Origin of the sequence: Tardiphaga sp. (genome assembly GCF_041424195.1) — a bacterium.
Lineage (GTDB): Bacteria > Pseudomonadota > Alphaproteobacteria > Rhizobiales > Xanthobacteraceae > Tardiphaga.
The window spans coordinates 1-21789 of record NZ_JBGMOE010000011.1 but is presented as its reverse complement, the minus strand read 5'-3'; the positions used below and the strand labels follow the sequence as shown (position 1 = coordinate 21789).

Genomic DNA, 21789 nt, shown 5'->3' with positions numbered 1-21789 from the left:
GCGGGATAAAGGATTCCTCAACGATCTCGCCCTTGAAGTCCATCTTCACGCCGGCGACGAAGTCCTTGCCGGCCTGATAGTTCGGGGTCATCAGGTAGATCTTCTTGTAGCCGCGCTTCTGGGCCACGTTACCGAGGATCTGGTGGATCTGGTCGTTCTGATACGACGTCACATAGAAGTACGGATTGCACTCTTTGCCGGCGTAGCTCGACGGGCCGGCATTCGGCGAGATCAGGAAGGTCTTGTTCTCGGTGACCGGCTTGTGGATCGCGCCCAGGATGTTGGAAAAGATAGGGCCGACCACGAAGTCGACCTTGTCGCGCTCCAGAAGGCCTTTGACCTTGGTGACAGCGACGTCGGGCTTGAGTTCGTCATCGACGACGATGACCTCGACATCCTTGCCGCCCATCTTGCCGCCAAGATCTTTGACCGCGAGATTGAAGCCGTCGCGGGCCTGCTGGCCGAGCACGGCACCGGCGCCCGACAGCGACACGATCACGCCGACCTTGATCTTCTCCTGAGCCATAGCCGGCAGAGCAGAGACGCTCATCAGGGCGGCCAAACTGGCCAGTTTGAAAGACTGCTTCATCAACTTCTCCTCCACTCGGCCGCGACAGGCAGCCGAAAAATGCGCCAACCCAAATTTTGTTCTTTTGCCCAGCTTATGCTCACCACGGCGGCAGCCGCAAGCAGCGTGAAGTGATCTGCAGGCTCAAGAAGTCAGTCGATTTGGCCATGCAAACCGCAGGCCAATTTATTTGAACCTTAAAGAAATATTGGAAATCGGCGGCAGTCAGGGCTGCGGCGTTTTGACTTGCGGCCGGGCGGAAATTCCTTGAAGGTCAAAGGATCGGTGCCGGGGCGGTACGAGATTGTGGATTGCCGGTCTCGTGGCCGCCGCGAGAGCTCCAAGCAGGTAAGATTGCATCATGATTCTCGATTCCGAGACCAAGGCCGTCGAACTTCCCGATGATCACGGCGACGAGCTGCGCCTGTGGCTCCGGCTCCTGACCTGCACCACTCTGATCGAGGGCGAGGTCCGCAGCCGCCTGCGCGAGCGCTTCGACGTCACGCTGCCGCGCTTCGACCTGATGGCCCAGCTCGACAAGGTGCCCGACGGTATGACCCTGTCGGACGTCTCGAAGCGCATGATGGTCTCGAACGGCAATGTCACCGGCCTGGTCGAGCGCCTCGTGGAATCCGGCCACGTCGATCGCCGCACCTCCGATACCGATCGCCGGGTGCAGGTGATCCGGCTCACCAAGCTTGGCCGCGCCGAATTCCGCAAGATGGCTGAGGAACACGAGACCTGGATCGCCGAAATCTTCACCGATCTGACGCCGAAGGATGTTCGTGAGTTGATGCGGTTGCTCGCCAAGACCAAGGCCTCTGCGCAGAAGGCGGCGCAAAAGGCAGCCACCGGCAAGGCGCCATAAAACGCGACGCGGTGACTGCAGTGATCGATCTCGAAGCCGAATACAACAATCGCGCAAAAGTGCCGGAAAGCGCGGCGCTGATCGCCGGCTGGGCGCAGGATGCCAAGGCGTATCGCGACGGCGGCGTCGCCATGCGCGTCATCCCCTATGGCTCAGGAGCGCGGCATACGATCGATTTCTTTCCTGCCGAGGACAAGGGCCCGGTCGTCGTCTTCATTCATGGTGGTTACTGGCAGGCGCTGGATGCCTCGTTCTTCAGCCACCTGGCGCGCGGGCTGAATATCCATGGGATCAGCGTGGCGGTCCCCAGCTACGATTTGTGCCCGAATGTGTCGGTTGCCGACATTATCGCGCAGATGCGTGCGGCAACGCGCGAGCTGGCCAAACTAGGCCGGCGGCTTGTCGTATCGGGCCATTCGGCGGGCGGTCATCTCGCCGCCTGCATGCTGGCGACCGACTGGCGCGCGGTCGATTCCGCATTGCCGCAAGATCTCATTGCCGGCGCCTATGCGATCTCCGGATTGTTCGATCTGGCGCCGCTGGTGCCGACGTCCATCAACAATGCATTGCATTTGAATGATACCAGCGCCCGTGAGGTCAGCCCGTTGTTCTGGCCGGCGCCTTCGCGCGGGTGTCTCGATGCGGTGGTCGGTGGCGACGAGGGCGCCGAATACTTGCGGCAGAGCCAAAGCATCGTCGATGCCTGGGGTGCCCATATTCCCGCGCGCTTCGAGGCGCTTCCCGGCGCAAATCATTTTACCGCCGTCGCGCCGCTGGCCGATCCGCAGTCCGCCATGGTGCTGCGGCTGAAGGCGCTGGCCACGCTTTAGGCGTGGTTGCCTAAACAAACTGCGCTAATCGACGTTGTCAGCCGAAAATTTCGGCGTGCCGCAAGACTCCGCAGTTGCGGAAAACTGTTTTAAGTCTAAAATGATATTTGGATGACGTTGCCGGGCATCTGACGTGACGGGAGCATTGCAATGGCCGCTGATACGCAGCTGACAAAGCCTTATACGGCGCATGTTGATACGTTCGCGCGGGACAACATGCCGCCGCCGGAGCAACTGCCGGAGTTTCTGTTCAACCGGCCCGAATTTCATTATCCGCCGCGCATCAATTGCGTGGTGCCGTTTCTCGATCGCTGGGTTGCCGAGGGGCGCGGCGATGCGCCGTGCATGATCGGCCTGAACGAGAGCTACACCTATCGTGAGCTCTATGAGCTCGTGAACAAGATCTGCAACGTGCTGGTGGGCAAGCTCGGGCTCGTCACCGGTGGCCGCGTGCTGCTGCGGTCGGCCAACAATCCGATGATGGTTGCGACCTATCTCGCGATCATCAAGGCCGGCGGCGTCTGTGTGTCGACCATGCCGCTGCTGCGTGCGAAGGAACTGTCCTATCCGCTGCAGAAGGCGAAGATCTCGCTGGCGCTCTGCGACAGCAAGCTGTCGGACGAGATGGAGAAGGCCAAGGCCGTCTCGCCAGAGCTGAAGCGCGTGGTTTATTGGGGCACCGGCGAAGCCGAACTCGATGCGATGATCGCCGAGGCGAGTCCGGAATTCACCGCAGTCGATACCGCCTCGGATGATATCTGCCTGATCGCCTTCACCTCGGGCACGACGGGCGATCCGAAGGGCACCATGCATTTCCATCGCGACATGCTCGCGGTATGCGACGGTTTTGCGCGCAATGTGCTGCGCGCCAGTCCGGAAGATCGCTTCATCGGCTCGGCTCCGCTGGCCTTCACGTTCGGCTTCGGTGGCGTGCTGTTCCCGCTGCATATTGGCGCATCTTTCGTGGTGCTTGAGAAGGCCGGTCCGGACGAGCTGCCACTTGCCGTCGCCAAGCATAAGGTCACGGTTTGCTTCACCGCACCGACCGCCTACCGCGCCATCCTCGGCAAGATTGATCAGTACGATCTCTCGACGCTGCGCAAATGCGTGTCGGCCGGCGAGACGCTGCCGAAGGGCACCTATGATGCATGGCTGAAGGCCACCGGCATCAAGCTGATGGACGGCATCGGCGGCACCGAAATGCTGCACATTTTCATCTGCGCCATCGAAGAAGAAATCCGTCCGGGCTCGACCGGCAAGCCGGTGCCCGGCTATGTCGCCAGGGTCGTTGACGACGAAGGCAACGAAGTGGCGCCCGGCACGCTCGGTCGCCTCGCCGTCAAAGGCCCGACTGGCTGCAAGTATCTCGCCGATCCGCGTCAGGTGAAATTCGTCCAGGATGGATGGAATATTACCGGCGACACCTTCGTGATGGATGATGACGGTTACTTCTGGTACCAGTCGCGCTCCGACGACATGATCGTGTCGGCGGGTTACAATATTGCTGGTCCCGACGTTGAAGCTGCCTTGCTCACCCACGAAGCGGTGGCCGATTGCGGCGTTGTCGGTTGCCCCGATGCTGATCGCGGCATGATCGTGAAGGCGTATGTCGTTCTCGCTTCCGGTCACGCTGCGAGCGACGCGCTGGCGACCGAGCTGCAGAACCACGTGAAGCGCGAGATCGCGCCTTACAAATATCCGCGCGCGATCGAATTCGTGACGCAGCTGCCCAAGACCGAGACCGGCAAGCTGAAGCGCTTTGCGCTTCGCCAGCAGGCCGCCGCTGGCGCGTCACCGACCGTTGCCGCATAAGTATGAAGAGCTGTTTTTCAGAGAGGATTGTCTGGTGACTGCACCGAAGGGCCCGACATTGACCGTGGTGCCAAATGCGAAGGGGGATGCCGCAACATCCGTTTCGCGCGCATTGCAGCCGAGTGGCTGGCCGAAGCCCAAAGGCTATGCCAACGGCATGACGGCAGATGGCCGCATCGTTGTGACCGGTGGTGTAATCGGCTGGGATGCCGAGGAGAAGCTGAAGCCGGATTTCATTTCGCAGGTTCGTCAGGCACTACAGAACATTTCCGACATTCTCGCGGAAGGTGGCGCGAAGCCCGAGCACCTCGTGCGACTGACCTGGTACGTCGTCGACATGGAAGAATATCTCGGCAATCTGAAAGCGCTCGGTCAGGCCTATCGCGAGATCTTCGGACCGCATTATCCGGCGATGGCATTGGTGCAGGTCGTGCGTCTGGTTGAGCTCGCTGCGCGCGTCGAGATCGAAGCGACTGCGGTGGTGCCGCGTTAAGCGGCGCTACTTGGCCTCGATAAATTCTGTCGGGCTTTTGCCCGTCACTTGCCGGAACGCGTGCGAGAACGCCGAGAAGCTGGCATAGCCGAGATCGGCAGCGAGCTGCTTCACCGATGCGTTGCGGTTCACCGACAGACGTTGGATCGCCTCTGCGACCCGCGCGCGCTGACACCAGCTCTTGAAGCTCAATTGCGTCTCTGCCGCAAACAACCGCGACAAAGTGCGCGCCGACGTGCCGACGGTGCGCGCCAGTGTTTCGATCTCGTGCGTTTGCGTCGGATCGGCCAGCACGATCTCCGCGGCACGGCGGCTGCGCGGCTCCTGCGGGAGCGGCATGAATGTCGCGGGATCGCCGGCCTGATGCAATTCGAGCATGGCAATCTCGATCAACAACTGATTGCGCGCGAGGTCGTCGCGCCCATCGAATAGTGCCAGGATCGACTCGTGCAACAGGCGCGATACGCGAACCACGAATTCTGCTGCGAGATCGCTATTGCCTCCATCCCGCGCCAGCCAGCCCACGTTGAAATACAGCGAACGCATCTCGATGTCGGCCAGAACGTCGATGGCGTGGGGCAGGTGGGCCGGCACCCAGACCGCGCGGTCCGGAGGCACCAGCCAGCGCCCCTTCGGGGTCGTCACCTGCATGGTGCCCGCAGCGGCGAACACGAGTTGCGCTTCGCGATGGGCGTGGGTGTCCAGCCGAATGCCCCTGGGGTAGCGCGTCGCCAGGATATGGACGCTGTCGGTAGCCGGGCGCCGTTGCTCGGATAAGTCCAGGATTGGCGGTTCTGCGACATTCATTGGCAACATCCCGTTAGAGCAAGCTCATATAACGGCATTCCAAGGTTGCCAAGGAATCGATTCATGAACGTCCCCAGCCGGGTCATCACCCTCGTTAATATCGCCCATTTCATCGACCATTACGCGATGCTGATCTTTGCGGCCGCTGTGCTCGTGATGGGTCCGACCATGAACATGACCTATACCGAGCTGCTGCCCTATGCGACGCCCGGCTTCATGGCTTTCGGAGCTGGATCGCTGGTCACTGGCTGGCTCGGCGATCGGTGGAGCCGCCGCCACATGATGGTGATCTTCTTCTACGGCATCGGCCTGTCCATGATGGCTGTGGGTCTGGTGCAGACGCCGCTGCAGCTCGGCGCGGCGCTGTTCTCGGTCGGTCTGTTCGCGTCGATCTATCATCCGGTTGGTACGGCGATGATCGTCTCCTATGCCGACAAGCTCGGCAGTGCCATGGGCATCAACGGGGTGTTCGGCAATTTCGGCGTGGCGTCTTCCGCACTGATCACCGGCGTACTCGGTCAGTTTCTCGGCTGGCGCTGGGCCTTCATCATTCCCGGCCTTGTGACAATCGCTGCGGGCGTCGTCTTCATGCGCGAGGTCGCGCACGAGGATCGCTCGGGCTTCAAACAGGCCGCGGCGCAGGCGCGTGTTGCAAAGTCCGACATGTGGCGCGTGATCCTTGCGCTGTTGGTCACGGTGGTCGCGATCTCCACTGTCTTCAACGCCATCACCGTCGCACTGCCAAAACTGTTTGCCGAGCGTCTGTCCGATATGACGGACAGCCCGGCATTGCTGGGCATCATTGCGGCCTGCGTCTACGTCTTTGGCGCGGCCACCCAGTACAACATCGGCAAGCTGATCGATAAGCACTCGCTGAGGGCGGTGAGCATCCCGTTGTCGCTGGTGCTCGCGCCGTTCCTGTATTTCGCAGCGTCGCAGTCGAATATCTCGCTGATTGTTGTCGCGATCGGAATCATCGTTGGTCTGTTCGGGCAGATCACTGTCAATGAGGCGATCGTCGGCAAGTATACAAGCGAGGAGTGGCGGTCGCGCGCTTATGCCGTGCGCTACTTCGTCGGCTTCACGGCGGCCGGTGCCTCGGTCGGCCTGGTCGCATGGTTGTACGAGCAGGGCGGCTTTATCATGATGCTGCACGCCTTTGCCGCCCTGTCGGCGCTGGTGATCGTCGCCGCATTGATTTTGCCGCGGGAGTTGCCGCCAGCAAAAGCGCCTGTGACGTAAAACCCCTCGCTTGACACTGGCGAGCAGTACGGGACCGTTCTGGTTGGGCGGTGACTGGCGCGGGCCGCTGTGTGGGCGGGCGCCTCCCGGACCCGGGGGGCCTGAATAATCCATAAATAAGGCCGGCACGAATGCCGGCCTTGATGCGTAGTACACCCGGTAAAAAATCGTGCCGCCGTCAATATACGGTCCGCCGAGGCGGTAATAAGAAACCGCTGGGATGCTACTGGTGCAGCCGCTAAGCAATTGCCTCAGTCGACGTAGGTTATTCCTGCGACATCCGCGTCACCCATTCGGGTGAGGCGCACGACTATTTGTATACAACGCCGGGCTTCAGGAATTGACGTGCACGAAGTCACGGAGCAACGGGTAAATCTCGTTGTTCCAACGGCGTCCGCTGAATACACCGTAATGGCCTACACCGGCCTGCATGTGATGGACTTTGCGATAGGCGCGGACGCCGGTGCATAGATCCTGGGCTGCCAAAGTCTGGCCGATCGAGCAGATATCGTCCTTCTCACCTTCGACGGTCATCAGCCCCATGCGCTTGATCGATGCGCAGTTCACGGTCCGGCCTTTGTAGGTCAGCTTGCCCTGCGGCAACAGATGCTCCTGAAACACGTCGCGGATGGTGTCGATATAGAACTCTCCCGGTAGATCCATCACGGCGAAATATTCGTCGTAGAACGTCTTGATGACGTCTGCCTTCTCGGTCTCGCCCTTGGCGAGATGATCGGCAAGATCGACATGTGATTTGATGTGCCGCTCGAGATTCATCGAGACGAATGCAGTCAACTGAATGAAGCCGGGATAGACTTGCCGGAACGCGCCTTTGCACTGGAACGGCACGTAGTTGATCATGTTCTCTTCAAACCACTTCAACGGCTTGCTCTTGGCGAAGTCGTTGACCTTGGTCGGCTGAATGCGCGTATCGATCGGGCCGGCCATCAGCGTCAGGCTTGCCGGGCGGGCCGGATGATTGTCCTCCGACATGATAGCTGCAGCGGCCAGCGCCGATACGGAGGGCTGGCAGATCGCGACCATATGCGAACGCGGGCCGAGCTCATTCATGAATGTGATCAGGTGTTCGGTATATTCGTCGAGACCGAACCTGCCCTGGTTGAGCGGGATATCTCGCGGATTGTGCCAGTCGGTGATATAGACGTCGTGATCCTGCAGTAGTGTTTTCACCGTGCCGCGCAACAGCGTCGCAAAATGTCCGGACATCGGCGCCACGAGCAATATGCGCGGTTGGGCCGGTGCGTTTTCTTTCTTGAAGTGGAGGAGCGAACCGAATGGCGTCTTGAAGACCACTTCCTCGGTGACGTCATGCTCGCTGTTGCCGATCACCACCTTGCCGATATCGAATTCGGGCCGATGATAAGTGAGGGCGGAGCGCGAGATCAGCTCAAGCGCGGCCGCGAGGCGCCCGAATAGTTTCTCCGACGTGCCGGCCGGGACAAGATTGAGATACTTCAATGCGGCAGACGCACCGGTGCGCCAAGGTGCTGTCAGATCCATATGGTTCTGGTAGGCCTGATACATCATTGACATCATCCGGAACGATCCCTGCTTCGTTGCTATGCAATATTGAAGCCAGAGAAGAGTCAATTCGTCTGGAAAACTGGCACGTGGTTTGCTGAACAAAATCAGAGCAGCCCAAGCCGTGGGCAGTGCTCCGTTTCGGGCGTAAGGGGATCAAGCATGGCCAAGGCGACACTCACACTGAGCAGCAAGAACTACTCGTCGTGGTCGTTGCGGGGGTGGTTGCTGACCAAGTTCTCCGGCCTCGACTTCGACGAGATCATCACCGCCCCGGACGATGCATCGGCCAAGGCGGAGATTCTCCTGCTGTCGTCATCAATCCTGGTGCCGTGTCTGCGCCATGAGGGCGCGGTCGTTTGGGATACGCTTGCGATCGCCGAATATCTCAACGAAATCATGCCGGAAGCAGGGCTTTTACCGCCCGATCGCATTATGCGGGCCCATTGCCGCTCGATTTCCGGCGAGATCCACTCAGGCTTTACGACGCTGCGCGCGTCATTGCCGGTCAACCTGAAGGGGCATTTTCCGAACTTCAAGATCTGGTCGCGAGCGCAAGCCGATATCGACCGCATTTGCACGATCTGGCGCGAGTGCCTCGCGAAGTCCGGTGGACCATTCCTGTTCGGCCAGCGCAGCATGGCCGACGCCATGTACGCGCCAGTGGTAACGCGCTTTATGACCTATGATGTGAAGCTCGACCCGCAGCTGTCAGCCTATGCGAACATGGTGATGAACCTGCCGGAAATGCAGGAATGGATTGCGGCGGCCAGGCTGGAGCCGGCTGATATCGAGGAACTCGAGGTCGAATACTAGGCCTCGGGCGGCTTACAGATCGGGCAGGGCTTGCTCAACTTGTACCCAGAAATTGTAGGCCATCGCCGCGTCTCCGTGTGATTTGAGCCCTAAATCCGTCGCCGGGTATCTCAATTGGTATCAAAACGCCTGCGCGAACCGCTGGCGCGATTTTCGCATAGCAGCAATTTCTCGCGAGCCGCATTGCGTTGGCTGCCGATCGATTGCGCGCCAGTCACAGTTCGGTCCTCGGGTGTTTATTTGAACACGTTGGAGGGTCCCATGAATGTACATGCTGCGATCGACCTCAAAGAGCCTGGGCTTACGCGCCCGTCTGGCGATCCTCTCCGCCTGAATCACGGGGATTTCGTAGCCATCGATCGCCACAAGGACACGACATACGAGGCAACCTATCGCCCGCAGGCACTCTACAGCCGCGCGAATGAGGGCTTTCACGCCAACAACGAAACCTTCCTTCTCCATGAAGTGGCGACCAATCTGCCGATCTATCGCGAAGATACTGGTCCCACCGATTTCCATCTGCATCTGCCTCCCGGCGGCTTCCAGCTCGTGCTGGTCACCTCGGGCATGTTCACCTTCGATTACGACGGGCGCTTCTATAATGTCGGCCCTGGCGCAGTGATGCTGCAAAGCGCGATCGTTCATCGTCAGCTGTTTTACACCTGGTCGGGATTGTCTACTGAGGAGAACCTGAAGACGCCGCAGACGGTCGTGCCCGATGCACTCTCCATGGGCTACTCCGGCAAGTTTCTCGAAGCCTTCGTGACCGATCCGACCACCTTCCCGAACCCGACGATCGTGAGTCCGGATCAGATCAACGAAGCCGAGACACCTCGTATGGCCTGGACTCACGCGATGCACGATCGCCCTGAAGATGGAGGCTTCTGGCTTCAGGATCCGCTGGCGCTGGATGCGCTTTTCAAGCCGCTGGCCGATAGTACGGTCAAATCGGCCATGCCTGTTTACGTGCGCGATATCGGAATCGAGATTCCGAGCGGCCATCTTGTTACGGGTCACATCATCGCAACCGACCCGCATGGCAAATCCCTCCTGCCGAAGAGCACCTCGGGAGCGGACGCCGCCTCTTTCGCAAAAGGCGAAGTCGTTATCTATCGCGTCATTCGCGGCATGGCCGAATTCGGGGATAGTGCGGGGAAGACATTCGAACTTGCGGCCGGTGATGTAGTGACGGCGGGCAAGAATTCGACCAGCCTCATCGGGATGAGCGAAAATACGCAAGTCCTCCGGCTGGGCCTTCTGAAGGGTATGGAGAAGCTCCGCAGCTGGACGCCGACCCAACGAGACGAAATCGACGGCTTGGCGGCCAAGATCATCACACGGAAGGATATTCGCCCGCTGCGGACCGAAGGCAAGCCGGTCGGGTATCTGTACGCGTAAACGCCGCCCAGCCGCGCGCCGCCAGCACTCCAAAACAGGGAAGCGGCCATCACACCGTACGTGGCAGCCGCCATCCGACCACGCGTGCCTCGACCATGCTGCCGGTCTCGGCATTGCGCCATTCGCCCTCGACGAACCGGCAAGCGAAGGGCAGCTGATAGGTGCCGCTGTGGTCCTCGCACAGCACTTGCACCGTCAGATGAGGCTCAGGATCACCCCGGCCATCGAATTCAGCCAGCCGTCGTTCACGCGTCGCCATGAGATGCTCCGGTCCAAGGAACGGGCGGACATCTTCTTCGTTCCCATCACGCCTGGTTGACAGCCGGGCGCCAGAACCGCTTGGTCTGGCTGTATGACGGGAACGATGGGGGAACGATGCGCGGCCGAACAATTCTTGCAATGACATTGCTGACTATTTTGGGCGCCGCCAAGGCGCAGGCGCAGGACGTGCCGGGAATCGAGATCTGCACGGTCGAAAAGACCATGGAGCGCCGGACCAGCTGCCTGCAAAGCAATGTCAACTTCCTGCAGCAGACGCTGGGCAAGCTGCGCCTGGATCAGCAACAGCGGCTGGATGCTGCCAATCGGCAGGTGGAAGCGCTGAAGGCGACGGTCGTAGCTCTGCAGAAGACGGTAGAGGACTTGCAGGCGGCGCAGAATAAGCCCGCGCCGGCTGCGAAGGATGCTCCAGCTGCCGCGAAGGATGCGCCCGCGCCGGCTGCCAAGGACGCTGCGAAGTAGGCAGGCGTCACTCGCTGCTCAGCACAGGCCCGAACAATTCCCAACGCTCGCCCTTGAAGCGCATCATCTGCAATTGCTGCAGCGGGCTGTAGTCGGTGGGGCTTGTCTTGACGCGGGTGCCGGGCAGGAAGATGCCGACCTCATAATCGAGGCTGGTGGCCTGCTTCATCACATTCTCTCGCGTGAGCGTGTCACCGCAACGTTCGAGAATATGCGCCAGCGTGCGCGCGATGCCGAAGCCATACAGCGTGTAGATGTCGTTCTTGTCGCCGTCCGGATAATACTTGTCCATGAAGGCAAGCCATTCCTTGACGGTCGGATCGTCCTTCCACTGCGGATCGGTGGGGTCCTTCATATAGGCCGCGCTGATCACGCCCTGCGCATTCTCGAAACCTGCGGGCTTGATCACCGAGCCGACCGATTGCGACACGTTGACCAGCATCTGCACCGGCCTCCAGTTCAGCTCGGCCACCTTCTTGATCGCCTGCGCGGCGAATTTCGGCGAAGCGATGTTCAGGAACACATCGGGATTGGCGGTTCTGATCTGGACGATCTGCGAATCTACTGTCGGTGAGCTGGTCTCGAAGCTCGCCTGCACCGTGATCATCTTGTCGGCCTTGTCGCCGAGCCCCTCACGTACGCCGCTGAAATAGTCCTTTCCCATATCGTCGTTCTGGAACAGCACGCCGATCTTCGCATCGGGATGGTTCTTCAGGATCCATGCAGCCCAGATGCGCCCCTCATTGTGGTAGCTGGGCGACCAGCCCATGGTCCACGGGAAGTGCTTTGGGTCGGCCCATTTCGAGGCGCCGGACGATACGAAGAGATGCGGCACCTTCTTCAGGTTCATGTATTTCTGGATTGCGGAATTGGTCGCGGTGCCCAGCGGGTTGAACAGCAGCAGCACTTCGTCGCTCTCGACCAGCTTGCGCGCCTGTTCCACCGTCTTCGGCGGCGAGTAGGCATCGTCATAGCTGATGAAGTTGATCTTGCGGCCGTTGATGCCGCCTTGGTCGTTCAGCATCCTGAAATAGGCCGCTTCCGATTTTCCGATCGAGGCATAGGACGAGGCAGGCCCGCTATAGGGCATGATATTGCCGACCTTGATCTCGGTATCACTGGCTCCCGGATCGTATTTCTTCTGCGCGCGAGATGGCGTGGCCAGCGCGCCGAGCATGAGCGCGGAAAGCGCGAGAGCCGTCAGGCGGGGCAGTGTCTTGAGCATCGTTTCCTCTGACGTTTGGTATATCCGCGGTGTGGTCCATCTGGGTGGACATCGATCGCCACGACTTGCGCCGAGTATGCACGATTGAGGAGAGGGGGCCAGCAACGAGAGCGCGTGGCTCAGCGCGTGTGCGTCCCCTCTGGTGCTGGAGAGGGGACGCCGGAGCGTATCGCTTACGAGTTCTTCTCACCCGACATCAGCGGACCGAACAGCTCCCAGCTTTCGCCCTTGAACCGCTGCATCTGAAGTTGCTCCAGCGGGCTGAAGTCCGTCGGGCTGGTCTTGATCTTGGTGCCCGGCAGATAGATGCCGATCTCCATATTGAGATTGGCGGCCTGCTTCATGATGTTCTCGCGGGTGAGGTCATCGCCGCATTGCTTGAGCACCTGGACGATGCCTTGCGACACGCCGTAGCCGAATACGGTAGCGCCGTCTTCCTTGTCGCCCTCGGGATAGTACTTGTCCATGAAGGCCGACCATTCCAGCATGCCGGGATCGTTCTTCCATGTCGGATCCTTGGGATCCTTCATGTAGGCCGCGCTCAGCACGTCCTGCGAGTTGGCATAGCCCGCGGGCTTCATCACGCTGCCCACCGATGCCGAGACATTGGTGACGATATGAACGGGCTTCCAGCCCATCTCGCCGACCTTCTTGATCGCCTGTGCAGCGAATTTCGGCGTGGCGATGTTGATGAAGACGTCGGGGTTGGCTGCCTTGATCTGCACGATCTGCGAATCCACCGTCGGCGACGCGGTCTCGTAAGGTACTTCGCTGACGATGTAGTCCTTGGCCTTGTCGCCGAATCCCTCGTGCAGCCCGATGATGTAATCCTTGCCGAAGTCGTCATTGGCATAGAGCACGCCGACTTTCTTGCCGGGATGATTCTTCATGATGTATTGTGCGTAGATGCGCGCCTCGGCCTGGTAGCTCGGCTGCCAGCCCATGGTCCACGGGAAGTTTTTCGGATCGGCCCATTTCGCGGCGCCCGTCGAGACGAATAGCTGCGGCACCTTCTTGGTGTTCATGTATTTCTGGATCGCCGTATTTCCGGGCGTGCCCAGCGGGTTCATGATGAACAGCACTTCGTCATTCTCGACCAGTTTGCGCGCTTGCTCCACTGTCTTCGGCGGGCTGTAGCCGTCGTCATAGCTGATGAAGGTGATCTTGCGGCCATTGATGCCGCCTTTCTCGTTGATCATCTTGAAATAGGCGGCCTCGGTTTTTCCGATGGTCGCATAGGAGGAAGCCGGGCCGCTATACGGCATGATGTTGCCGATCTTGATTTCGGTGTCGGTGGCGCCGGTGTCATATTTCTTCTGGGCATGGCTCGCAGTGGATGTAAGGGCGACGACAACGCTGGCGAGCAAAGTTGCGCGCAGAAATTTCCAGTCATGCTGCATGGTCAAGTGTCCTCCCTGTGGTTCGATCAACCGCATCGGCCCGTCTGCGCAGGTTTCATGATGCGGCTCGAATGCCGGGAGTATGCACCAAGCCTTGAAGTTGGAAAGCTGGCTCAATCAGTAAAGCATGACGCGGCGCACAACGCCGCGCCATATGTTTGTGCGCCGCGCTCAGTTGCCGGTGAATTTGGCTGGGCGCTTCTCAAGAAACGAGGCCATGCCTTCGCGGAAATCCGCTGTGCGAAACAGCGGCAGCAACTGCAGGAACACGTGATGGACGTGGTCGCCAAAGCTCTCGGACAGACCTGAGCGCATCATGCGTTTGGCTGCCTGCACTGCGAGCGGCGCATTGGCGGCGATCTCGGCCGCAACGGCATTGGCGCGCGTCATCAATTCGGCATCGGGTACCACCTCGTTGGCGAGGCCCATCGCGAGACTCTCGCGTGCTGACAGTGTGCGGCCGGTGAAGATCAGTTCGGCTGCCTTCGCCCAGCCGATCATGCGCGGGAGAAACCAGGTACCGCCGGATTCCGGCACCACGCCGCGCTTGACGAAGGCGGCCGCGAATTTTGCGCTCTCTGCCATGATGCGCATGTCGCAGCCGAGTGCGACGTCCATGCCATAGCCGGCGGCAGCACCATTCATGGCGCAGATCGTCGGCTTCTCCATGTTGAACATCACGATCGGGGGCGCGGTCTTGAGGTCGAGCGTGGTGCGGCTGTTGTTGGCATCGTTGGCGGAGCCGATGCCGGTGCCCTTGGTGGCGCTGGCCATGTCGAGCCCGGCGCAGAAGGCGCGACCAGCGGCGGTCAGGATAACCACGCGCACGTCCGGATCGGCGTCCGCTTTCAGGAACATCTCGCTGAGCTGCGACAGCATCTCGCGCGAGATCGTGTTCAACCGTTGCGGGCGGTTGAGCGTGACGGTCGCGATGCCATCGGCGACAGCGTAGAGCACTTCGTCATCGGCTTCAGGCGCAGCTGCGGTGTCGGTCGGCATCGTGTTTCCTCGGGCTTTTCGCGTTATCGTTGGTCGCAGCTAAAGCCGAATGGAAGTTCCATGCAAGTGGCCATGCATTTGCGCGGCTTGGCAGCGCGGGACATGTTTGCTCTACTTTGGTCACGCTGCGTCACCCGCAAAGGGTGCGATAACAAACCAAGAAAATGTCAGGGAGTTTCCATGTCCAGCCCCAACATCCGTGTCCTCGCCACCGATCTCGCATTTCCCGAAGGCCCGGTGGTGATGCCGGACGGCTCCGTCATCCTGGTTGAAATCCGCGCGCAGCAGCTGACGCGGGTCTGGCCCGATGGCCGCAAGGAAGTGGTGGCGAAAATTCCCGGCGGCCCGAATGGCGCCGCGCTCGGCCCGGACGGCAAGATGTATCTCTGCAACAATGGCGGTTTCAGCTGGGCGCCGTCGCGCGGGGCCATCATGCCCGGCGCGCCGGAGCCGCACGAATATATCGGTGGCTCGATCCAGCGCGTCGATCTTTCCACCGGCAAGGTCGAAACCCTGTTCGACAAATGCGGCGCGCATCCGTTGAAGGGGCCGAACGACCTGGTGTTCGACAAGCAGGGCGGACTCTGGTTCACCGATCTCGGCAAACGGCGGCATCGCGATATGGATGTCGGCGCGTTCTATTACATGAAGCCGGGGGCCACGGAGGTGGTCGAAGGCCATTTCGGCATGCTGCCGGCCAACGGCATTGGTCTGTCGCCCGATGAGAAGACCGTCTATGTGGCCGAGACGCCGACCGCGCGGCTGTGGGCCTTTGATATTGGCGCACCCGGCGAGGTGAAGCCGGCTGACGTGATCTATCGCGGCGAGCGTGGCCGTCCCATCGCGGGCCTCGGCGGTTATCAGATGTTCGATTCCCTCGCGGTCGAAGCCTCCGGCAATGTCTGCGTTGCAACGCTGGTCAGCGGATGCATCTCGGTGATTGCGCCGGATGGAAAATTGGTGGAACAGATACAAACTGGCGACCGCGTCACCACGAATATCGCATTCGGCGGACCCGAGCTGAAGACGGCTTACATCACGCTGTCGGGCAAGGGTGAGCTGATCGCCATGGACTGGCCGCGCGGTGGATTGCCGCTCAACTTCCTCAATAAGTAGAACGAAGGATCATCGATGCCGTGGCTTGAACCTGTAACGCTCTCTGGCCCTCACGCCCGGCTCGAACCCCTTGCGAAAGATCACTGCGATGGCCTGATCGAGGCCGCCCGGTCAGGCGACCTCTCGAAGATCTGGTACACGGCGATCCCGACGCCCGACAAGATGAGCGCCGAGATCGACCGTCGGCTGGCTCTGCAGGCATCAGGCGCGATGCTGCCATTCACGGTGAAGGATGCCGATGGCAAGATCGCCGGCATGACCACTTACATGAATGTCGATGCCGCCAACCGCCGGGTCGAGATCGGCTCGACCTGGTACGGCAAATGGGTCCAGCGCACCGCGCTCAACACGCAGTGCAAGTTGCTGTTGCTCGGCCATGCTTTCGAGAAGCTGGATTGCATCGCGGTGGAATTCCGCACGCACTTCTTCAACCACCAGTCCCGCCGCGCCATCGAGCGCCTCGGTGCCAAGCAGGATGGTATCCTGCGCAACCACCAGATCGCGCCGAATGGCACGATGCGCGATACGGTTGTCTACAGCATCATCCCCGGCGAATGGCCGACGGTGAAGGCGCATCTGACCTATCAGCTGGATGAGAAGCCGCGTTCGTAGACTGCACTCCGGCGTCTCGAAGGTGTCTATCGACATTCATGGTTCGGGACGGCGCCAAATGGCGCCTCCTCACCATGAGGACGGAGTATCCGGTTCACGCCGGCGGAAAAATCCGGTCGAGCAGGCGGTTGCAATAGTCCGGCGTCGGGATCCGGTCGCTGAACAGCACGCGATAGATGATCGGCGCCACCACATGGTCGATAACCTCGTCGATATCGAACGGCGTCTCGCCGCGTGCCTTGGCGCGCGCGTTGATGGTGGTGAGGTGATCGCAGGTGAAGCCGGCACAGGCACCGGGCAGGCCCTGGCGCGACGTCGACAATACGTCCCGCATCAGCGCCTGGCCGACGGGAGACGACATCTCTTCGGCATATTGCTCGATGAAGGCGCGCAGGTCGCTTTCGACCGCGCCGGTGTCGTCGGGATCGGCGATCGGCCGCAGTCGCGCCACGGCGACGTCGGCAAGCAGCGCGGACAGATCGCCCCAGCGCCGATAAATGGTCGATGGTGTCACGCCAGCCTCGGCAGCGATCTGCGGCACGGTGATCTGGTTTCGGGTGGAAAGTGCCCCCAATTTGCGGACAGCATCATGCACGGCGCTCTGTATCCGCGCGCTGCGTCCACCGATCCGGACCCGTTCCTTCACCGTCACGTCATTCTCCGGCAATCGCAGCATGCACAAGAAACCCGAGATTCTTAACGCAAAATATTTGCATTAAGGCCTGGGCCAACCTAGATGCCTAATGCAATTATTTAGCTTTTAGGAACGAGCCATGCAAGGCAGCGCCGAAAAGACCTGTGTTTCCAATGCTCAAGCACTGCCCGGCAGAGCCGGTTGGGTGCTGAAACCATCCGCCATGACGGCCTTCAGTTTCGTCGGGGCCGCGCTGGTCGCGGCCAGCAGCAGCGCCGTCACGCCGCTATACCGGCTCTACCAGCAGTCCATGCACCTCTCGCCGCTGATGATCACGCTGGTGTTCGCGGTCTACGCGATCAGCCTGCTGGCAGCGTTGCTGACGGTCGGCGGCCTGTCGGATTATGTCGGGCGCCGTCCGGTCATTCTCGGCGGTCTTTTGCTGAATGCGATCGCGATGATCCTGTTCTCCTATGCCAGTGATGTCGGGCAACTGATCCTGGCGCGGGCGGTGCAGGGCCTGTGCGTCGGCACGGCGACCACCGCGCTCGGCGCGGCAATCCTCGACACCGACCGCAGGCGTGGACCCTTGCTTAACAGCGTCACCGCCTTTCTTGGCCTGATGGTCGGCGCACTCGGTGCGGCGGCGCTGGTCACTTTCGCGCCTGATCCGCTGCATCTCGTCTACGAGGTGCTGTTCGGGCTGACGGCCCTGATGATGGTGCTGCTGTTCGTGATGCCCGAGACCGTTTCGCGCAAGACTGGTGCGCTCGCATCGCTGCGGCCGAATGTGCGCGTGCCCAGCCAGTCGCGGGCCGCGCTGTTGCGTGTCGCGCCGGCCACGACCGCTACCTGGGCACTGGGTGGCTTCTATCTGTCGCTGATGCCAACCGTGGTGGCGACGACCATGGGCGTGAGCGCGCCGTGGGTCGGCGGCGTCGTCGTGGCGACGCTCATGCTGTCCGCAGCGCTGACCGTCGGTGCTCTCCGACAGTTGCCGGCGCGGCGGCTGCTGTTGCTGGGCACTGCCGCGCTCTCGCTGGGTGTTGCCGTCTCGCTGCTCGGCATCTGGCAGCACAGCGTGGCCGCTTTGTTTGTCGGTGCTGTAATCGCCGGCTTTGGTTTCGGTGCGTCATTCGCCGGTTCGCTGAGCACCTTGCTGCCGACGGCCGAAGCGCATCAGCGCGCCGGCCTGCTGGCGACGTTCTATGTGCTGTCCTATCTGGCATTCAGCCTGCCGGCGCTGGCTGCCGGCCTGACGGTGCCATATGCCGGACTGGATGTCGTCGCCTATGTCTATGGCGCGATCGTCATCCTGCTCGCCATCGTTTCCATGATCGCATCGCTGCGCAGTGCGCGCTGACGCTCAGCCAGCGTCAGGCTGATACAGCGTATCCACGGTCACCGTGCCGACGACACGCGAGACGCACGGGCAGATCTTTGCATTGCCCTGTTTCTGGTGGTCGCTGAAGAACACATCGCGATGATCGATCTCGCCGTCGACGGCGACAACATCGATGGCGCAGACGCCGCATTCGCCGCGCTGGCAATCCGACATCACCTCATGTCCGGCATCATTCAGCGCGTCGAGCATCGAACGGTTCTGCGGCACAACGATCTCGGCGCCGGAGCCTTTCAGTCGCACGCGGAATTCCGCAGTTGGCAGCAGGCCGCTTGACCCGAAGGTCTCGTAGCGCAGGTCGGCCGGTGCACGGCCTGCGCTGTTCCAGGCATGCCGCGCGGCTTCCAGCATCCGCATTGGGCCGCACATGATCGCGATGGCGTCGGCGGGGAGGGCGCCAAATGTGGCATCGAGGTCCAGTCGTGCAGCTTCATCGCTGGCGTGAACGCTTAATCGTTCGCCCAGCAGCGCGCCCATTTCGTCGAGATATGCGGCGTCCTGGCGGGACCGGACGGCATAATGCAGACGCACGTCGACAGATCGCTTGCGCAGCGCATGGGCAATGCCGGTGATCGGCGTGATGCCGATGCCGCCGGCGATCAGGCAATAGGTTTTGCGGGCCCAGTCGATATCGAATAGCGACGATGGGCTGGAGATTTCCAGCCGTCCACCAGGCTGCAATGCCCACATCGCCTGCGAGCCGCCGCGGCTATCTGGGGCCAGCCGTACAGCGATGCGCAGCGTGTCACTCGCGCGTTCGCCGACCAGCGAATAGGACCGCGTCTGCGGTTGCCCGTCGATCAGGAGATTGACGTTGATGTGGCTGCCCGGCGGATAGGGCGTCAACGGCACGTCCGGTCGCAGCGTGATCTCGCGGATACCCGGCGTCACATCGCGGACGGCGTCGACGCTGCACCACATCCAGTGTTCTGCAAAACGCATGATGTGTCTCCCTTAGTCCGTTGGCGCAGATGTCAGCAGCGCCAGTGCCGGCAGCAAATCGAGATGCGTACGATTGCGCAAAGCGAGCCGCAGATTGCGCACGGCCAGCCGCGCATGTTCGCGCATCACGGCTTCGGCGCGCGCGCCTTCGCGGTTCTCGATGGCGTCGACGACGATGCGGTGATGCTCCTGCGCGATGAGGAGAATATTGTGCGCCTCCGGGAGTGCGGACTGTGCCATCACGAACGCGCTCGGCGACGCGAAGGGCATTGCCGAGACACGATCGATCTGCCGGATCACCGGGGCGCTGCCGGAGAGATCGGTCAGCAGCGCATGGAAGCGCGCATTCATGGTGACATAGGCCGAGAAAGCCTCCACCGAGATCGGATCCTGCCGCACCAGCTGATCCAGATCGGACAGACATTCCTTGAGCGGCTCGAGATTGCGTGCGCTGGCGCCGCGCTCGGCGGCGAAGCGCGCGGCGAGGCCTTCCAGCGTGCCGCGCAGCTCGATGGAATCGAGGATGTCACGTTCGGAAAACGCCTTCACCATGAAGCCGCCGGACGGGATCGCCTGCAGCAGGCCTTCGTCTTCCAGGCGGACCAGTGCGAGGCGTACCGGGGTGCGCGACACGCTGGTGATCTCCACAGCCTGCAGCTCGCTGATGCGTTCGCCCGGGCGCAGCGTGCCGGACAGGATCATGTCGCGAAGGGCCAGCTGCGCGCGGACGGTCTGCGAGACGGAGCGTTCGGATTCGCTCATGGTCTCACTCCGCCGCCTGCAGTGTGGGCGGCGTAGTTTCCTTCGCTACCATGCGGTCGATCACACGCCGGCACCACATGGCGCCGGCATCGATATTGAGATTGTAGAATACGCGGTCGGGATTCTCGTTCATCGCTTTCTGCTGCGCTTCGAGAATGATCTCGTCCTCGCGGAAAATACCCGCAACGCCTTCGCGGATTTCCGTTGTGATCTTCTGCTCGGTGATGCGGTGGTTGCGCACAAAGGCCCAGAAATAGTGGCAGGTGGTCTCGGTTTCCGGCGTCATGGTGTTGAGTACGAAGCCGTTGACGCCCTGCGAGCGATCGCCTTCCGGCGCGCCGGTTCCGGCCGGTGCGACGCCGACGTCGATATTCACCGTGCTCGGCGCCTGGAAGTGAATGATCTGCCAGCGATCGACCGGGCCGGGCTTGCGCAACTGCGCGGCCCAGAATGGCGGCGCCTCGATGCCCTTCATCCAGCGCGTCACCGTCACGGTCTTGTCGCCATGGGTGACATCGAACGGCGCTTCTGCGACGTCGTCCTGGCCGATGCTGGAGCCGTGCACGAAGGTTTCGTGGGTGAGATCCATCAGATTGTCGACCACGAGTCGGTAGTCGCACTTGGCATGAATCGTCTTGCCGTCGCCGGCCCATAGCGGATCGTCGTTCCAATGCATGTCCGGCACCAAAGCGGGATCGGCCAGCGCAGGGTCGCCCATCCACAGCCAGATGAAGCGATGCCGCTCGACCACGGGATAGGAGCGCACGCAGGCGGAGGGATTGATCGTCTCCTGCGAGGGCATGAAGGTGCAGCGGCCCTGCGCATTGTATTTCAGCCCGTGATAGCCGCAGACCACCGTGTCGCCTTCCAGGCGGCCCTTGGAGAGCGGCACCAGCCGGTGCCAACAGGCATCCTCCAGCGCGCTGACGCCGCCATCGGAGCGTCGGTAGATCACTACATGCTTGCCGCAGATCGTGCGCGGGAACAGCTGGTGTTTGATGTCGGCATCCCAGGCGGCGGCGTACCAGGCGTTCAGCGGGAATGAAGCGGGCATCGTATTCCTCCATGGCGCAATTCTTGAGTCCTGCCTGTATACAGGATCAGCGTTTGGAGGGACGATATCTCAATAATTCGGGGATGAGAACTGATTTATGTATACCGAATTTGGGTATAATTCACAAAATAGGTACTAAAAAACCGCCTCTAAGGGCGGTTTTCCGTGAGGGCTGTATACCTCGATGGCTGGCTCAGACTTCCCGGCGGTTCAAGAACGCCAGCCGTTCGAACAGGTGCACGTCCTGCTCGTTCTTCAGCAGCGCGCCATGCAGCGGCGGGATCAGCTTGCGCGGGTCACGCTCCCGCAGCATCTCCGGCGACATGTCTTCATTGACCAGCAGCTTCAGCCAGTCGAGCAGCTCCGACGTCGACGGCTTCTTCTTCAGACCGGGCACGTCGCGGACCTCGAAGAAAATACGCATCGCTTCGGAGACGAGGCGATGCTTGATGCCGGGGAAATGGACCTCGACGATCTGGTTCATGGTGTCGATGTCGGGGAACTTGATGTAGTGGAAGAAGCAACG

General features: G+C 61.1%; 22 protein-coding genes and 1 pseudogene. 11 read left to right on the top strand and 12 right to left on the bottom strand.

Annotated features, from left to right (window positions below):
* A partial coding sequence (locus ACEK02_RS01535) for an ABC transporter substrate-binding protein (RefSeq protein WP_371420047.1) occupies positions 1 to 589 on the bottom strand: 589 nt, incomplete at its 3' end.
* A gap of 340 nt (positions 590 to 929) precedes the next feature.
* On the opposite strand from ACEK02_RS01535, the gene ACEK02_RS01530 reads away from it, so the two are divergent.
* The 4 genes from ACEK02_RS01530 to ACEK02_RS01515 all read left to right on the top strand — a co-directional run bounded on the left by ACEK02_RS01530 (position 930) and on the right by ACEK02_RS01515 (position 4571).
* Positions 930 to 1436 (top strand): MarR family winged helix-turn-helix transcriptional regulator, encoded by a 507-nt coding sequence (locus ACEK02_RS01530; RefSeq protein ID WP_371420046.1) that lies wholly within the window; start codon positions 930 to 932, stop codon positions 1434 to 1436.
* Positions 1437 to 1456: 20 nt separating this feature from the next.
* Positions 1457 to 2266, top strand: a complete 810-nt coding sequence (locus ACEK02_RS01525; RefSeq protein ID WP_371420045.1) for an alpha/beta hydrolase — start codon at positions 1457 to 1459, stop codon at positions 2264 to 2266.
* 144 nt (positions 2267 to 2410) lie between these two features.
* Positions 2411 to 4078, top strand: coding sequence for an AMP-binding protein (locus ACEK02_RS01520; protein WP_371420052.1), 1668 nt, complete (start codon positions 2411 to 2413; stop codon positions 4076 to 4078).
* Between the two features lie 34 nt (positions 4079 to 4112).
* Positions 4113 to 4571: a RidA family protein gene (locus ACEK02_RS01515; RefSeq protein WP_371420044.1), complete on the top strand. Its 459-nt coding sequence runs from the start codon at positions 4113 to 4115 to the stop codon at positions 4569 to 4571.
* Positions 4572 to 4577: 6 nt separating this feature from the next.
* Here ACEK02_RS01515 and ACEK02_RS01510 read toward each other — a convergent pair whose 3' ends face one another.
* Entirely contained in the window at positions 4578 to 5378 is an 801-nt protein-coding gene (locus tag ACEK02_RS01510; RefSeq protein WP_371420043.1) for a helix-turn-helix transcriptional regulator, read from the bottom strand.
* Between the two features lie 63 nt (positions 5379 to 5441).
* Here ACEK02_RS01510 and ACEK02_RS01505 point away from each other — a divergent pair, with 63 nt between their 5' ends.
* Positions 5442 to 6620, top strand: coding sequence for an MFS transporter (locus ACEK02_RS01505; protein ID WP_371420042.1), 1179 nt, complete (start codon positions 5442 to 5444; stop codon positions 6618 to 6620).
* Positions 6621 to 6953: 333 nt separating this feature from the next.
* Here the strand turns inward: ACEK02_RS01505 and ACEK02_RS01500 are convergent, their stop codons facing one another.
* Positions 6954 to 8177, bottom strand: coding sequence for a polyhydroxyalkanoate depolymerase (locus tag ACEK02_RS01500; protein WP_371420041.1), 1224 nt, complete (start codon positions 8175 to 8177; stop codon positions 6954 to 6956).
* A 147-nt stretch (positions 8178 to 8324) separates the two neighbouring features.
* On the opposite strand from ACEK02_RS01500, the gene ACEK02_RS01495 reads away from it, so the two are divergent.
* Both ACEK02_RS01495 and ACEK02_RS01490 read left to right on the top strand, forming a co-directional pair.
* On the top strand, positions 8325 to 8978 hold the full coding sequence (locus tag ACEK02_RS01495; RefSeq protein WP_371420040.1) for a glutathione S-transferase family protein: 654 nt from the start codon (positions 8325 to 8327) through the stop codon (positions 8976 to 8978).
* A 261-nt stretch (positions 8979 to 9239) separates the two neighbouring features.
* Positions 9240 to 10376 carry a hypothetical protein gene (locus ACEK02_RS01490; protein WP_371420051.1) on the top strand — a complete coding sequence of 379 codons (1137 nt, stop codon included), beginning with the start codon at positions 9240 to 9242 and terminating at the stop codon, positions 10374 to 10376.
* A gap of 49 nt (positions 10377 to 10425) precedes the next feature.
* On the opposite strand, the gene ACEK02_RS01485 is transcribed toward ACEK02_RS01490, so the two are convergent.
* Positions 10426 to 10635 carry a hypothetical protein gene (locus ACEK02_RS01485; protein WP_371420039.1) on the bottom strand — a complete coding sequence of 70 codons (210 nt, stop codon included), beginning with the start codon at positions 10633 to 10635 and terminating at the stop codon, positions 10426 to 10428.
* 116 nt (positions 10636 to 10751) lie between these two features.
* Here ACEK02_RS01485 and ACEK02_RS01480 point away from each other — a divergent pair, with 116 nt between their 5' ends.
* On the top strand, positions 10752 to 11117 hold the full coding sequence (locus tag ACEK02_RS01480) for a hypothetical protein (RefSeq protein ID WP_371420050.1): 366 nt from the start codon (positions 10752 to 10754) through the stop codon (positions 11115 to 11117).
* Positions 11118 to 11124: 7 nt separating this feature from the next.
* On the opposite strand, the gene ACEK02_RS01475 is transcribed toward ACEK02_RS01480, so the two are convergent.
* From ACEK02_RS01475 to ACEK02_RS01465, 3 genes are all read right to left on the bottom strand, one after another.
* Positions 11125 to 12342, bottom strand: a complete 1218-nt coding sequence (locus ACEK02_RS01475; RefSeq protein WP_371420038.1) for an ABC transporter substrate-binding protein — start codon at positions 12340 to 12342, stop codon at positions 11125 to 11127.
* Between the two features lie 173 nt (positions 12343 to 12515).
* Positions 12516 to 13742 carry an ABC transporter substrate-binding protein gene (locus ACEK02_RS01470; protein ID WP_371420049.1) on the bottom strand — a complete coding sequence of 409 codons (1227 nt, stop codon included), beginning with the start codon at positions 13740 to 13742 and terminating at the stop codon, positions 12516 to 12518.
* A gap of 171 nt (positions 13743 to 13913) precedes the next feature.
* On the bottom strand, positions 13914 to 14741 hold the full coding sequence (locus tag ACEK02_RS01465) for an enoyl-CoA hydratase/isomerase family protein (protein ID WP_371420037.1): 828 nt from the start codon (positions 14739 to 14741) through the stop codon (positions 13914 to 13916).
* Between the two features lie 180 nt (positions 14742 to 14921).
* Here ACEK02_RS01465 and ACEK02_RS01460 point away from each other — a divergent pair, with 180 nt between their 5' ends.
* A complete protein-coding gene (locus ACEK02_RS01460; RefSeq protein WP_371420036.1) occupies positions 14922 to 15857 on the top strand; it encodes an SMP-30/gluconolactonase/LRE family protein in 936 nt (311 codons plus the stop codon).
* A 15-nt stretch (positions 15858 to 15872) separates the two neighbouring features.
* Entirely contained in the window at positions 15873 to 16469 is a 597-nt protein-coding gene (locus tag ACEK02_RS01455) for a GNAT family N-acetyltransferase (protein WP_371420035.1), read from the top strand.
* A 94-nt stretch (positions 16470 to 16563) separates the two neighbouring features.
* Here ACEK02_RS01455 and ACEK02_RS01450 read toward each other — a convergent pair whose 3' ends face one another.
* Positions 16564 to 17121: a TetR/AcrR family transcriptional regulator gene (locus ACEK02_RS01450; protein ID WP_371420048.1), complete on the bottom strand. Its 558-nt coding sequence runs from the start codon at positions 17119 to 17121 to the stop codon at positions 16564 to 16566.
* 121 nt (positions 17122 to 17242) lie between these two features.
* Between ACEK02_RS01450 and ACEK02_RS01445 the strand changes: the two genes are divergently transcribed.
* On the top strand, positions 17243 to 18466 hold the full coding sequence (locus ACEK02_RS01445; RefSeq protein WP_371420034.1) for an MFS transporter: 1224 nt from the start codon (positions 17243 to 17245) through the stop codon (positions 18464 to 18466).
* Between the two features lie 3 nt (positions 18467 to 18469).
* Here the strand turns inward: ACEK02_RS01445 and ACEK02_RS01440 are convergent, their stop codons facing one another.
* From ACEK02_RS01440 to ACEK02_RS01425, 4 genes and pseudogenes are all read right to left on the bottom strand, one after another.
* A complete protein-coding gene (locus tag ACEK02_RS01440) occupies positions 18470 to 19447 on the bottom strand; it encodes a 2Fe-2S iron-sulfur cluster-binding protein (RefSeq protein ID WP_371420033.1) in 978 nt (325 codons plus the stop codon).
* 12 nt (positions 19448 to 19459) lie between these two features.
* Positions 19460 to 20209 (bottom strand): GntR family transcriptional regulator, encoded by a 750-nt coding sequence (locus tag ACEK02_RS01435; protein ID WP_371420032.1) that lies wholly within the window; start codon positions 20207 to 20209, stop codon positions 19460 to 19462.
* Positions 20210 to 20213: 4 nt separating this feature from the next.
* Positions 20214 to 21263: a Rieske 2Fe-2S domain-containing protein gene (locus ACEK02_RS01430; RefSeq protein ID WP_371420031.1), complete on the bottom strand. Its 1050-nt coding sequence runs from the start codon at positions 21261 to 21263 to the stop codon at positions 20214 to 20216.
* A gap of 193 nt (positions 21264 to 21456) precedes the next feature.
* A pseudogene (locus ACEK02_RS01425) lies at positions 21457 to 21789 on the bottom strand (ATP-binding protein); the annotation flags it as partial.